Origin of the sequence: Glaciibacter sp. 2TAF33 (assembly GCF_052114945.1) — a bacterium.
Taxonomy (GTDB): domain Bacteria; phylum Actinomycetota; class Actinomycetes; order Actinomycetales; family Microbacteriaceae; genus Cryobacterium.
On record NZ_JBFRFS010000005.1, the window covers coordinates 143,339 to 156,725 of the forward strand.

A 13,387-nucleotide genomic window follows, 5' to 3' on the forward strand; every position below is an offset into this window, starting at 1 on the left:
AATGACGAGCAAGCACACCCCCGGATCGGTCATTGGTGTCGATATCGGCACCTCGAGCACCAAGGGTATACTTCTCGACCTGGCCGGACGGGTGCTGCACTCGGTCGTGCTCGAGCACGATGTGTCGCGGCCCCGTCCCGGCCATGTCGAGATGGACGGCGCCATCTGGTGGAACGAATTCGTCGAGATCGCCAGGGAGCTGGGCGAGGTATCGGCCCTGACCCAACAGCCGATCGTCTCGGTGGGCGTGAGCGGCATGGGCCCCTGCCTGTTGCTCGGCGACGAAGCTGGCACGCCGCTTCGCCCTGCGATCCTCTACGGCGTTGACACCCGGTCCGTGGTGCAGATTGAGCGCCTCACCGCTGAGCTCGGCAACGACGCGATCGTCGAACGCTGCGGTTCCGCGCTCTCCAGCCAAGCCGTCGGCCCCAAGCTCGCCTGGGTGGCCGACAACGAACCAGGCGTGTTCGCTGCAGCTCGGCACCTCTTCATGCCGGCCTCCTGGCTGGTCTGGAACCTGACCGGCGAGTACACCCTCGACCATCACTCAGCGAGCCAGTGCACTCCCCTCTACGACACGGCAGCGCTCGAGTGGCACAGACCCTGGGCCGACGCCCTGCGCGGCGCGGTCGAACTACCGCGCCTGGCGTGGGCGGGCGAACAGGCCGGCGTCATCACGGATGCCGCGGCAGAGTTCACCGGCCTGCCGGCCGGCGTCCCCGTGACCATCGGAACGATCGACGCGTGGACAGAGGCCGTGAGCGTGGACGCGCACCACCCCGGCGACCTGATGCTCATGTACGGGACGACGCTGTTCCTGATCAATACGTCACCGACGCGGGTGACGCACCCGTCGCTCTGGGGAACCGTGGGCCTCGCGCCCGGCACCTGGAACTTCGCGGCCGGAATGGCGACCTCCGGAGCGATCACGAGCTGGATGCGCTCGCTCTTCGGTGAAGCGGACTACGCCGAACTCGTCGCCGAGGCCGCCGCTGAGCCCGCCGGGAGCCGAGGCCTGTTGATGCTGCCGTACTTCGCCGGCGAACGCACCCCCCTCGCAGACCCCGACGCCCGCGGCGTGATCCTCGGGCTCACCGTGGAACATAAGCGCGGCGCCCTGTACCGAGCTGCCCTGGAAGCGACGGCGTTCGGCATCCGGCACAACATCGACGAGATGCGCGCGGCCGGAGCGGTGATCGATCGCATCGTTGCGGTCGGCGGCGGAACGCAGGGCACGCTGTGGCCGCAGATCGTCTCCGATGTCACCGGTCTCAGCCAGCAGCTGCCCACCCTCACGATCGGCGCGAGCTTCGGTGCCGCCCGTCTCGCTGCCGAGCTCGTCGACGCCGATGCGAGCGGATGGAACACGGCGGGCATCGAGCTGCTGCCGCGGCCCGAGAATCGGGTGGTGTACGACGAGCTCTACCGCCACTTCCTGGCGCTCTACCCCGCCACCCGCGACACAGCGCACGCCCTTGCCGCACTGCAGCGCGCTTCAGCCGACTAGCCACTTCGTCCAACGGCGCGGGCCGCTGAGCCGCCCGAGGCATCCGCTCGACGCTCACGAACGATTAGGCAGGGGACCCGGCGAGCGCCGACTGGATCGCAAGCGCTGCGCGTTGCATCCGTGCCGCCAGGGGCGGAATTCGCTCGCTCGGCAGCCGATCGCGCGGTCCCGAGATGGCGAGGGCCCCGACCGGCGAGCCGGTACTGTCGCGGACAACGACCGCGACAGCCGTGAGCCCGACTTCCGATTCCGAGAAATTGGTCGCATACCCTCGCCGCGCGACCTCCTGGAGGTGGCCGTCGATCTCGTCCATCGAACCCAACGTCGCATCGGTGAGCGTCTGCACGCCGCGGGGATACAGGTTGTGTAAGACTTCCGGAGTGACGGCCCCGAGGATGGCCTTGCCCGGGGCGGTCGCGTGCGCCGGAAGCACCATGCCGACCCGCAGCGGCGTGCTCCTGCTGTGGAATCCTTCAAAGCCGGTGACGAAGCGGCAGCTGTTGCCCTGCAAGACTGCGAAATGTGTGGTCTCACCGGTGTCATCCCGCAGCGCAAGGGTCTGTTGCCGTGCCAGTTCCAGCAGGAATGAACGCGACGAACGCGAGGCGAGCGTCGCAAACCGCAGACTCGTGCTGTAGGGCCCGCCCGAATAGTCCTGTGTGATGACGCCGTGTCGAACGAGCGTGGTCAGCAGTCGATGTGCTGTCGGACGCGAGACGCCCAGCAGTCGTGCGGCATCTGACACACGCACGCTCTCGGTCGCCACGAGTTCGAGCAGCAGTTCGATGATCCGATCCGCCGACGAGCTCGCCGAACCTGTGGCCTGAACCTTTCCCGACCGCTCGTCCCCACTGTTCGCCGGCCCACTCATGACGAGGCGAGAACCCTGCTCGCCGTCGGTCGCCCGACGGCTGTACCGATCAGGTGCGTGGCATCCACCTCCGCGTTGTTCCCCGCCCAGGCGATGTACTGGTCCGGGCGCACAAGCACGTCTGCTGCGCCGAATGCCCTCATCGCCGCAGCATCCATGGGTACGACAGTCAAAGGAACGCCCAGCCCCGCCGCCGCAGCGGCGAAGTACGCGCCTGCTTCTGCGTCAGCAGTCAGCAGTGAGAGATCCTGACCGAGCGCTTCGAACAGCTCGCCCCCATCGGCGGTCGTCGCGGGTCCGATGTGGTGTCCGGCACGCGCGCACAACTCGTGGCGGCCCAGCGCGGTCGGAGTGCCCACGGTGCCCGGGATGAGCGGCGAACCCTCGTAGTTGGGCTCGAATGCGCCGGGCTCCGCCTGCGCGCTCGTCGCCCGCTCCAGCCACGCGACCTCGAACGCTTCCTGAGCCACCGCCGGGTCATGCGCGGCGAGGAACTCCCCGTCTCGGTTGATCGAGCGCGCGATGAAATCGTCGCGTGTCGAGGCGAAGACGGGTCGCCGCTCCTGATCGTAGGAATCGAGCAGGCCCTCCCCCGCCCAGCCCTGCAGCGTCGCGGCCAGCTTCCACCCGAGGTTGGCCGCGTCTTCGAAACCGGTGTTGATGCCGTAGCCCCCGTAGGGCGGGTGGCTGTGCGCGGCGTCGCCGGCCAGGAAGACCCGACCCGATCGATAGCTGTCTGCAAGCGTGAAGCGCAGGTCCCAGAAGCCGACGTACTCGACCTCGTGCTCGATATCAATTCCGACTGCGCGACCGAGCACAGCAGGCAGGTCGATCGTCTCGGCAGTGGATGCGGGATCGACCGGGGCGTGGAAGAACCAGGTGTCCCGTGCGTCGACCCGCCCGAAGAACTGCCAGTAGCCGGCCAGTTCGGGATTGAGGACATTCACGAACGCGACATCGGGGTGCCTGGACATGATCTGCTCGAACTGCGCTGAGCGGAAGACAACGAGCACCATGAGGCGGTCGTGGTCGAGCCGCGTCTGGGTGATTCCGACGTCGTCGCGTACTCGTGATCGGCTGCCGTCGCATCCGACGACATAGTCGGCCCGAACGGTTCCGGATTCACCCGAGCGTGAGGTCATCCGTACCGTGACGCCGCGCTCATCCTGCTCGACCGACTCACCGGTCCAGCCTCTGAGCATGGTCGCTGGGGGAAGTTCTGCAAGTCGCGTTCGCAGAACAGCCTCCGTCGCGTACTGCGGCAGCCGCTCGTTCGCGGCAGCGTAGAACGCCCCGACCCGCTCGCGCTGCATCCATGGATACCGGTAGTCGCCCAGCAGCGAGCCGTAGGCGGTCATGCCGGCAGCGGGCTGGTCCGGATCCATCGTGCGCGCCGCCCGAAGCTCGGCTTCAGCACCCCAATTGCGAAAATGTTCCATCGTGCGCTGCGTGAGGTTCTGCCCCTTCGGCACTCGCTGTGGCTGTTCGTAGCGCTCGATGAGGACGGATTCGATTCCGCGGCGGGCGAGGTCGATCGACAGTGCGGTACCCACGGGGCCACCACCGACGATCGCAACCTGTGTGCTGTATTCAGCCATCAGCGCAGCCCCACGGCGCCACCCGGGTCGATCTCAATGGCATCGACGGTCATGGTGTGTCTCCTCGTGTGCCGAGTTCGAAGTTGATGTGCTTGAGTTCGGTGAATTCATGGACGCCCTCGAACCCGCGCGTGCGCCCCATGCCGGAGGACTTCATTCCCCCCGACGGGACCTCGGCGAACGTTCGGTTGTAGCGGTTCACCCAGACCGTGCCGAATCGCAGGGCACGCGCTGCTCGCCAGGCGATCGACACATCGTTCGTCCACACCGCCGCGGCAAGGCCGTACTCGGTGTCGTTCGCCAATGCGTATGCCTCGCTCTCGTCGTCGAAGGGCTCGAGAGTGACGACCGGCCCGAAGATCTCCTCGGATCGCAGCCGGACATCGATGCGTTCCCCGCTGACGATGGCGGGCTGAATGAACGCACCCCCGTCAAGATCCAGTCGCTGCCCGCCCAGCAGGAGCGACCCCTCGGACCGCGCGATATCGAGGTAGCCCTGAATCCGATCCGCTTGGGTCGTCGAGATGATCGCGCCGATGTCCGTGGAGGCATCGCGGGGGTCTCCGACCCTTAGGCTCCGCACCCGCTCGGCAAGCTGCTCGCGCACTCGCGGCAGGACTGAGCGGTGCACCAGGACCCGGGTGTTCGCCATGCACATTTGACCTGCGGTGATGAACGCGTTCCCCATGACCCCGTCGATGGCCTGATCGAGATCGGCATCGGGAAAGATGATGCTGGCGCCCTTCCCCCCGAGTTCCAGCATCGCCCTCGCGAACCGCTGGGCGGCAGCCACCGCGACCGAACGACCCACCGCAGTGGACCCGGTGAATGCGACCGCAGCAACATCGGCGTGATTCGCGAGCGCCTGGCCCACCTCCGGCCCCCCGTTCACGACTGCGATGGCGGATTCCGGCAGCTCTGCCGGTGCGAGTGCGACGGCGCGCATCGTGGCCAGCGGAGTCAGCGGCGACGGCTTGATCACTGCGGTCACCCCTGCCGCAAGGGCGGGAGCCAGATCGCGGAAGAGCAAGAACAACGGCCAGTTCCACGGCACGATGAACGCCGCAACGCCGATCGGCTCGCGGATCAGATGTCCGGCCGAGCCATCGGAGAGCTCGTGTGCTGTCCCCGCGACAAGTCTGCCCATCCCGGCGTTGAAGCGGAGCGCATCGACGGTGAACGCAAGTTCGCGTTCGCACTCTGAGCGGACCTTCCCGGTCTCGGCAAGAAGACACTCGACCAGTTCGCCCCCGGCAGCTTCGAGCGAGTCCGCCCACCGAAGGAGGACATCCTGCCGCAGCCGGGAGTCACGTCGCCACGCACTGGTGCGGAACGCGGTCGAAGCGCGGTCGATCGTGGCGGCCACGGATGCCGCATCGTCCGCTGGCACGGTGCCGACGAGCACCCCCGTCGACTTGTCGATGACGTCAATTGCCATTGCTTACGTTCCAATCTGCCTCGTGAGGCTGCCTGCCGGTCATACCCGTACTGCCTCATCGCTCACTGGTGGAATCATGAAACCTTCGAAGAACGCCGTCAGCTCGGCTCTGGCCCCCAGCGGAAGCACCTGTGCCACGAACTGGTCGGGCCGGACGATCACGACGCAGCCCTGCCCCTGGTCGATTCCCCGCAGCTCGAAGATGTCCTGCCCGGGTCTCGGATCCCGGGCGAAGACCTTCTCCGCGTCCGGCAGCGCGAATCGGCCCTTCTTCGGCCACAGCAGCGTCGGCAGCTGCGCGAGCTCGACTTCATGGTTCGACTGCTGCAGCACCGCCCGGATATCGATGAGGGAGTCGATATCTGCCGCGTCGGGCGTGAATCGCAGCACCGGCGAGTCCCGGTCGTCCGCGAGCCAGCCGCAGAGCTTCGCCAGCGCGTTCCCGGGGTCCGTCGGGTCGCCGTCATCACCGAACAGGTACATGCGCCATCTTCCGTCGGCGTCATGGGCGTGCCCCAGCTGCATCGGCTTCGCGTCCGCCAGGCGGATGACCGGCGCCGAGTGGAAGCGCTCACCGACCGGGTAGCCCTGCGCCAGCTCCCCCTGCCGCTCGCCGAGGCCGACGATCGAAGACGCGGCGTAGCGCGTCGCGACACCGGCCATGAAGCGCCTGCGCTTCGCCTGGTGCACCTGCCGTTCCGCCAGGGTGACCGGCATTCCCTGGTCATCGAACCCGCTCGCTAGTCGGGCCCAGAAGCGGTCGAACTCGATCAGCTCCACGCCGACGGGCTGCCGCTCTTCGGTGTAGGTATCCAGTAACGAGGCCGGACTGCGCCCTTCCAGGACCGCGGCGAGTTTCCAGCCCAGGTTGAAGGCATCGGCCATGGAGACGTTCATGCCCTGGCCTGCCTTGGCGCTGTGGGTGTGGCAGGCGTCCCCGGCGATGAAGATCCGGGGCTCGCGAGCACCCCGCTGTTCCTCGGGGCAGTCATCGAACCGGCTGGTGTACCGCTGGCCGACCTCATAGAGGGACCACCATTGGATGTGTCGGACCTCGAGCCGGTAGGGAGCGAAGACCGACCTGGCCACAGCGATGATGTCCTCGGCACTCACGCGCGCACGCATATCGTGGTCGCCGGGCGAGACCGCTCCCATGTCCACGTACAGTCGGACAAGATATCCGCCCTCGCGCGGGATGACGAGCACCTGTCCGGCGGCTGCGGCGATGCTGGATTTCATCCGGATGTCCGGGAAGTCGGTGTCGACGAGCGCATCGACAACACCCCAGGCGTGGTTCTGCGAGTCGCCGACCAGTGCCAGACCCATCGACTGACGCACGATGCTTCGAGCACCGTCGCATCCGACGACGTACCGCGCGCGAACGGTCAGATCGACTGCGCGGTCCGGTTCGTGTCGCCTGAGGCGCACGGTGACGCGATCATCTGCCTCATCCCGTTCGACAGCGATGACCTCGTGGCCGAAGTCAGGCTCGAGTCGGCGGGCCGATTTCTTCATCCGCTCGGCCAGGAAGTCCTGGACCCGTGCCTGGTTGAGCACGACATGGGGGAACTCGGATGTGCCGTGAGGCATATCCGGGGTCCGCCCCTCCCTGACGATTCCAGGTCGGTCGTCGGGACTCTGCCCCCAGAACGTGAATTCGTTCGCCTGGTATCCCTCGCGCAGTACCGAGTGGACCAGGCCGAACGATTGGAACATCTCAAGGGTGCGCGGATGGAGGCCGTCGGCGTGACCCATTTCGAGCGCGCTGGCTCGTCGTTCCACGACTCGGGTGGAGATCGCCGCGAACTGCGACAGCTGTGCGGCGAGGAGCATTCCAGCGGGCCCCGCTCCGACGATGAGCACGTCGACCTCGTCCGGCAGCGATCCCGCACCACCTTCGGCGATGTCGCTCGCCCGTGGTCGCAGGTCTGGGTCGCGATGCTGGTCACCGTTCAGATAAAACTGCACTCGCTTCTCCTTCGACTATGTGCCCGCCGCGCAGCGACTGCGCGGCGAGCGGCCGTTGTACCTTCAGCGGGGTTCCACACCGAAGTGCTCACGGAAGCTGACGTTTCCGAGGCTCTCGCGCTGGTTGGCATCCATGGCGTCGAGAATGCGCGAGTTCTCGATGATGAGCATTTCGACATCCACCTCATCGTGGGCGTAGTGCCGATGCCAGATCCAGGGCGGCGTGTACACGAAGTCGCCCGGAGCCCATTCAACGACGCTCGTACCGATCTCCGAGTATCCGGTGCCGGAGATCACGTAGTGGATCGACTCATGCACATGACGCTGCAGATCGGTCGCGGTTGTAGCCGGGATCAGCTGGCGCATGAACTTCGACGTCAGCGTGGGGACCCGCGGGAGCAGGCCGATCCGTGACGGATTGCCGGTGCGCTCCGCCGAGAGCCATTCGACCTCGCTCGAGTGCACGACCAGGTTGTGCTCGGGCCCGGTGGTCTGGTCATCGCGATTCGTGATCCGGTTCATCTTGGCCTGGTTGGTGGCCAGCGCGGCGGATTCGCCCTCAGTCGCCATGATCAGGATCCTCTCGAGAACGACTCGGGGGGCGTGTCGCCCCATGCGCTGAAGGTGCCCGACAGATCCGTCCAAATCTTCGTCGGAGCGGTGCGGCTGACGAGCCGGGCCATCTCCGCCGTCATCTCGTACCGGTTCCCTCCGGGTCCCCAGATATAGCTGTACAGGTTTCCTCCGACGCCATGCCGGCCCGGTCCCGTCTCGGTCCTGAAGCCGGCCTGGGCAAAGTAGTCCGAGGCGACCTTGAGATGCTCGAAGCTCGTGAGCGTCCAGCACAGGTGGTCGAGCGTCTCGTCCGCACCGGGACGCTTCTGCCGCATGGCGACGTCATGGTGCTGGTCGCCGACCCTCGTCCAGGCACCGCTCCACACCCCGGGAGACGACTGGACGGCCTCCGAGATACAGAAGTCGAGCGTCGAGGCCAGGAACTCGGACAGTTCTTTGATGTTTTCCACCCGCAGGGTGATGTGATCCAGGTCGATCGGGTTTATTCCGCCGTACCCCTTCTTCGCCTTCGTCAGGGCGGGGTGTAAGAGCGCCTGCTCGCGCTCGCGCTGAAGCACCAACTCCATTCGATGGCCGCTCGGCAGAGCGAACTCGATGGCGGCCTCCACGTCCGGTATCGGTTCGGACATGCGGTTCACCGCCACGCCTGCCTCCTCCAACCGCCGCGTGTAGTGCTCAAGGTCATCCTCTGAGTCGACCTGGACGGCAAAGCTCTCAACCCCGGTACCGCCGCCTCGGATCACCAGGTCCACGTTGCGGTCGTACCCGCAACCGAAGAAGACCCGATCGCCATCGCGGTGCATGATCTGCAATCCGATGACCTCCGTGAGGAAGGCGATCTCAACGTCGAGATCCGTGACGCGCAGCTCCGCGTGCGCGAGTTTCTGCAGGGACATTCAGCGTCCTTCCGTAGTGTGAGCGTTGGTGTACTTGGTCTGCAGCAGAGCCCAGCGACGCCCAGCTTCGCGGGCACCCTCCAGGTATTGCTCGGGGATGCGGTCGTAGGGGGGGCGCGCCGGGCCCGGATCGGTTTGACCGGCGGCGGCGAACCGCGCCTTCTCAAGCGGCACGTTGTAGGTGGCGAACGCCTCGAAGCTTCCCCCGGGGAACAGCGGCTTGTTCGCATGCCGAATCTCGGTGGTCACGGCGAGTGCGAGTTCGTCGTCTCCGGACTCCAGCGCCTCCTTGAGCGCCGTCAGCGGCGCGACACCGCAGTTCGCGCTGCCAGACCACACGGCGGGCGCGAGGTCTCCGGCCCAGCGGTGTCCGTAGTACCAGAACCCCTCCACGAGCATGATCGTGATGCGCCCCCGGCATGCCTCGAGGTCACTGAGGTACTGCGTGGTGAATCCTGCGTACTTCACGGCGACCACGTTCGGGATCTCGGCCAGGCGTGCGTAGACAGCAGTCGAAAGCTTGCCCTTGAAGGCCTCCGGGTTGTCGTACACGATGAACGGCACCCCGGGCATGGAGTCGGCAAGGTCCTGGTAGAAGCCGACGATCATGTCGTCGTCCATCGCGCACCACATCGGCCGGCCCAGGAACAGGCCCGTCGCTCCCAGGCGGATCAGTTCACGCCCACGGCGGATCGTCTCGCGCGTGTTCAGCGTGGTGGCTCCGGCGAAGACGGGAACAGCGCCACCCACGGTGTCGATCACGCACTGGACGAAACCGAAAAGTTCCTGGTCGGTGAGGCTGCCTGCTTCGCCGAATGTTCCGTTGGTCAGGATCGCGTCGACGCCCTGGGTGAGGAGCGCGCTGACGCTGCGTCGGGTTTCGTCGTAGTCCACCGTGTCCGGCGTCTCCAAAAGCGACCCGTCTTTGATCGCGGGGGTCGCGAGAATCGCGTAGATGCCGCGTATGTCGGCCGCTGTCATCTGTGCCATGTGGAGCCGTCCTTCCTGCGTTCGTGATGTGTTGCACTGCCCGGAACTGCGTCGATCGGCGGGTGTGCTCACACTATGTGCGGCGGGTGGACGCACCCCCATCGGTGAGCAGAAGTTCCGCATGGCGGAACATCTGGCCATTGCCTGAGTTTCAATAGATACCATGGCAGCGGCTATATTGCAGAATATATCTTGTGGAACATCGGGATTCCGCTAACCGAAAGGAACAGGCACACCATGGAGATTCAGGACAAGGTCATCGTCGTCACTGGCGCCGGCGGTGCATTCGCGCGCGAGATCGTGCTCGGTCTTCTCGCTGAAGGAGCTCGCGTTGCCGCGGTCGATCACCGCGAGCAGAACCTCGCGGACACTGCGTCTCGTGCGGATGCGGGAGGCCGCCTGTCGACCCATGTCGCGCCACTCAGTGACCGCGCGGCGATCGAGGCCCTTCCCGAGGCCGTGCTCGCCGCGCACGGGGCGATCGACGCGCTGGCCCACGTCGGCGGGTCCATCCACGCCACCCAGCCCCTCAGCCAGCTGCCTGTGGAGGAGATCGAGCAGGTCATCTCCAACAACCTGCTCGGCGCCGTGTACATCAACAAGGCATTCCTGCCGCACCTGCTCGAGCGCCCGGAAGCGTCGTTGGTGAACTTCTCGCACGCCGGCGCTCTCTCCGCCATACCGGGCCAGGGTGGATACACCACGAGCAAGGGTGGAGTCCGGGCCTGGACGGAAACCCTCGCTGCCGAGCTTGCTGACACCTCTGTTGTCGTCACGGTGGCCTTCCCGGGCGACATCGGCCCCGCACCAGCAACCTCCGCTGAGGACGCAGCCCGACAGACGATCGACGCGATCAAGCGGGGCCCGCGGCGCGTGCTGATCGGACAGGACGCGGTGGAACTCGACCGCCTCTCCCGCGCAGACGACTGATCGGGTTCATGGCGGCGCCTCACCTGTCTCGAAGACGACAGGTGAGGCGCGGATGTTGATGCGGTAGACCTCGGGCCGATGATGTTATAAACTATGAAATATAGCATCGGACGAAGTGGTTCCCCCACGGGTATTCCGGCGCGCAACCACAAGGGGTGAAGCAGCTCATGCGCATCGAACTCGACCAGGTGAGCGGGGTGTTCGCAATCATGCCCACGCCCGCGACGGACAATGCCTCCAGTCCGGATGCAATCGACACCGTGGACCACGCCGAAGCCCGGCGGGCGGCATCCGCACTGATTGCCGACGGCGTCGACGCGATCATGATCAACGGCACCTTCGGCGAGGCCGCCACCCTGACGCAGGATGAGCTTTTCGCCTTCACCCGCACAGTCGTCGACGAGGTCGCACAACGGGTTCCGGTCCTCGGCGGCGCGACCACGCTGAACACCCGGGACACGATCTCGCGGGCGCGGATGCTGAGCGAGATCGGGGTGGACGGCCTGCTCCTCGGCCGGCCGATGTGGTCGCCGTGCGACGACGAGACCCTCGTCGACTTCTATCGGCATGTCGGCGCTGCCGTTCCGGAGCTGGGCATCATCGTCTATGACAACCCGGTCTCGTTCCGGGGAAAGATCTCCTCGTGGTGCTACAGCGAGCTCACCCGGATCCCGCAGGTGATCGCCGCCAAGTACCCAGCCCTCGGGCCCGGCCTGGAGGCGGACCTCGACGCGATGGGAGATGGGATGACCCTGCTCCCGCTGGAGCGGGAATGGTATGCCGCATCACAGCTGGCACCGGATCGCATTCACGCCTGCTGGAGCGGGTCATCCTCGTGCGGGCCGGCTCCTGCCGTCAGCCTGCGCAATGCGCTCTCCGCCGGCCGCCTGGGGGAGGCTGAGCTCATCGCAGAGGCGCTCGGGCACGCGAGCGAAACGTTCTTTCCCGAAGGCAGCTTCGAGATCTTCTCGCGTTACAACGTGCCGCTGGAGAAGATCCGGATCGATGAGGCCGGATACATCAAGGCCGGCCCCTGCCGGCCACCGTACATCCACTGCCCCGAAGACTACGCCGAGGGAGCACGTGAGTCCGGGCGGCGCCTTGCCGCACTCCACCGCGAGCTCAGCGGTCGCCTGGCTGCGGCCCGCTCGTGAGCAGGCCGGAACGGGTCCCCAACCTCATCGGTGGCAAGCGCCTCGCCGGAGAGACCTGGTTCGACGTCATCGATCCCGGCCGGCCCAACCAGGTCGTCGGGCAGGCAGCCGAGGGCGGGTCGGAGCATGTCGACCGTGCGCTGCAGGCCGCCACCGAGGTCGCGCCGGCGTGGGCCGCAACGCCGGTCGAGGATCGGGTCGATGCACTGAACCGGGGCCTGGCGCACCTGAGCGCGTCGGCGGGCGAACTCGCGGGCGTTCTGCTCGCTGAGAATGGCGCGCTGCTTCGCGAGGCCGAGCTGGACATCCAGCGAAGCATCGAGCTCGCCCGGGACATGGCTCGCCGCGCGGTCGAGCACCTGCGTCCCCGTTTCGTCGAGGATGCCGGCGGCTCGATCACGGTTCTCCGTAAGCCGATCGGTCCGGTGGGCATGGTCGTGCCCTGGAACTCGCCGATGGTACTCGCGGCCTCGAAGGTCGCGCCGGCACTGGCGGCGGGGAACACCGTGATCCTCAAGCCGTCGCCCGAGGCCCCGCTCGCGCTCACTCGCGCGATGGAGTTACTGGCCTCCGAACTCCCTCCCGGCACGCTCAATGTGGTCAACAGTGCCGGCACAGCGGGACCGGCACTCAGCGCGCACCCGGGGGTGCGGAAGATGTCCTTCACCGGGAGCACCAAGGTCGGTCGCGAGGTGATGTCGGCCGCCGCGACGAATGTCAAGCGGGTCAGCCTCGAGCTCGGTGGTAACGATCCAGCCATCGTCCTGGAGGATGCCGATTTCGCGCAGTCGATTCCCATGCTGGCTCGAGGTGTGTACACACGAGCCGGACAGATCTGCTTCGGCGTGAAGCGGATCTATGTGGCACGGAGCCGCTTCGACGAATTCGTCGACGCCCTGTGCACCCACGTCGACGACTACGTCTGCGGCTATGGCGCGGACCCGGCCTCAACTTACGGACCGATGATCAACGCGCACCAGCAGGCTCGCGTGAATGCGATGGTCGAAGCGGCACGCGACGCGGGCGCACACGTGCGCACGCTGGGGCGGATCAGTGAGCAGGCGCAGCGCGACGGAGGCTACTACCTGCGGCCGTCGGTGGTGACAGGTATCCCCCAATCGGCACCCCTCGTTGCCGAGGAGCAGTTCGGTCCGGCCATCCCGGTGCTCCCGTTCGACGATGCCGACCACGCCGTCGCCCTCGCGAATGACTCGGAGTACGGCCTCGCCTCCTCCGTCTGGTCCGCCGACCCCGAGCATGCCATGTCCGTCGCCACGCGGCTGGAGGCCGGCTGCACGTTCGTCAACTCGCATAACATCTGGTCGCTGAGCTTCGACATGCCCTTCGGAGGCGTCAAGCAGAGCGGCCTCGGGCGTGAGCGTACCGAGATGGGTCTGGACGAGTACGTCGAGACCCACGCCATCCGGGTCTCGCACCCGACAACCTGACAGGAGCACCC

Annotated in this window: 11 protein-coding genes; 4 read left to right on the plus strand and 7 right to left on the minus strand. The window is 66.5% G+C overall.

Going from position 1 to position 13,387, the window contains the following annotated elements:
- Window position 1 precedes the first annotated feature (1 nt).
- Window positions 2–1,507 carry an FGGY-family carbohydrate kinase gene (locus AB4Y94_RS06105; RefSeq protein ID WP_441726163.1) on the plus strand — a complete coding sequence of 502 codons (1,506 nt, stop codon included), beginning with the start codon at window positions 2–4 and terminating at the stop codon, window positions 1,505–1,507.
- A gap of 64 nt (window positions 1,508–1,571) precedes the next feature.
- Here the strand turns inward: AB4Y94_RS06105 and AB4Y94_RS06110 are convergent, their stop codons facing one another.
- The 7 genes from AB4Y94_RS06110 to AB4Y94_RS06140 all read right to left on the minus strand — a co-directional run bounded on the left by AB4Y94_RS06110 (window position 1,572) and on the right by AB4Y94_RS06140 (window position 9,844).
- A complete protein-coding gene (locus AB4Y94_RS06110) occupies window positions 1,572–2,378 on the minus strand; it encodes an IclR family transcriptional regulator (RefSeq protein ID WP_441726166.1) in 807 nt (268 codons plus the stop codon).
- Window positions 2,375–3,976: an FAD-dependent monooxygenase gene (locus tag AB4Y94_RS06115; RefSeq protein WP_441726169.1), complete on the minus strand. Its 1,602-nt coding sequence runs from the start codon at window positions 3,974–3,976 to the stop codon at window positions 2,375–2,377. Before AB4Y94_RS06115 ends, AB4Y94_RS06110 begins: the two co-directional genes overlap by 4 nt.
- Before the next feature lie 49 nt (window positions 3,977–4,025).
- Window positions 4,026–5,414, minus strand: coding sequence for an aldehyde dehydrogenase family protein (locus AB4Y94_RS06120; RefSeq protein WP_441726172.1), 1,389 nt, complete (start codon window positions 5,412–5,414; stop codon window positions 4,026–4,028).
- A gap of 39 nt (window positions 5,415–5,453) precedes the next feature.
- Window positions 5,454–7,382 carry an FAD-dependent monooxygenase gene (locus AB4Y94_RS06125; protein WP_441726175.1) on the minus strand — a complete coding sequence of 643 codons (1,929 nt, stop codon included), beginning with the start codon at window positions 7,380–7,382 and terminating at the stop codon, window positions 5,454–5,456.
- Between the two features lie 63 nt (window positions 7,383–7,445).
- Window positions 7,446–7,952 (minus strand): cupin domain-containing protein, encoded by a 507-nt coding sequence (locus AB4Y94_RS06130; protein ID WP_441726178.1) that lies wholly within the window; start codon window positions 7,950–7,952, stop codon window positions 7,446–7,448.
- Between the two features lie 2 nt (window positions 7,953–7,954).
- Complete coding sequence (locus AB4Y94_RS06135; RefSeq protein ID WP_441726181.1) at window positions 7,955–8,854, minus strand: VOC family protein; 900 nt, start codon at window positions 8,852–8,854, stop codon at window positions 7,955–7,957.
- Window positions 8,855–9,844 (minus strand): dihydrodipicolinate synthase family protein, encoded by a 990-nt coding sequence (locus AB4Y94_RS06140; RefSeq protein ID WP_441726184.1) that lies wholly within the window; start codon window positions 9,842–9,844, stop codon window positions 8,855–8,857.
- Window positions 9,845–10,081: 237 nt separating this feature from the next.
- On the opposite strand from AB4Y94_RS06140, the gene AB4Y94_RS06145 reads away from it, so the two are divergent.
- The 3 genes from AB4Y94_RS06145 (at window position 10,082) to AB4Y94_RS06155 (ending at window position 13,376) form a co-directional block, all read left to right on the plus strand.
- The gene (locus AB4Y94_RS06145) at window positions 10,082–10,774 is read left to right on the plus strand and encodes an SDR family NAD(P)-dependent oxidoreductase (protein ID WP_441726187.1); all 693 of its coding nucleotides are present in this window, start codon (window positions 10,082–10,084) and stop codon (window positions 10,772–10,774) included.
- 155 nt (window positions 10,775–10,929) lie between these two features.
- Entirely contained in the window at window positions 10,930–11,928 is a 999-nt protein-coding gene (locus AB4Y94_RS06150) for a dihydrodipicolinate synthase family protein (RefSeq protein WP_441726190.1), read from the plus strand.
- Window positions 11,925–13,376: an aldehyde dehydrogenase family protein gene (locus AB4Y94_RS06155; RefSeq protein WP_441726193.1), complete on the plus strand. Its 1,452-nt coding sequence runs from the start codon at window positions 11,925–11,927 to the stop codon at window positions 13,374–13,376. Before AB4Y94_RS06150 ends, AB4Y94_RS06155 begins: the two co-directional genes overlap by 4 nt.
- Window positions 13,377–13,387: the final 11 nt, after the last annotated feature.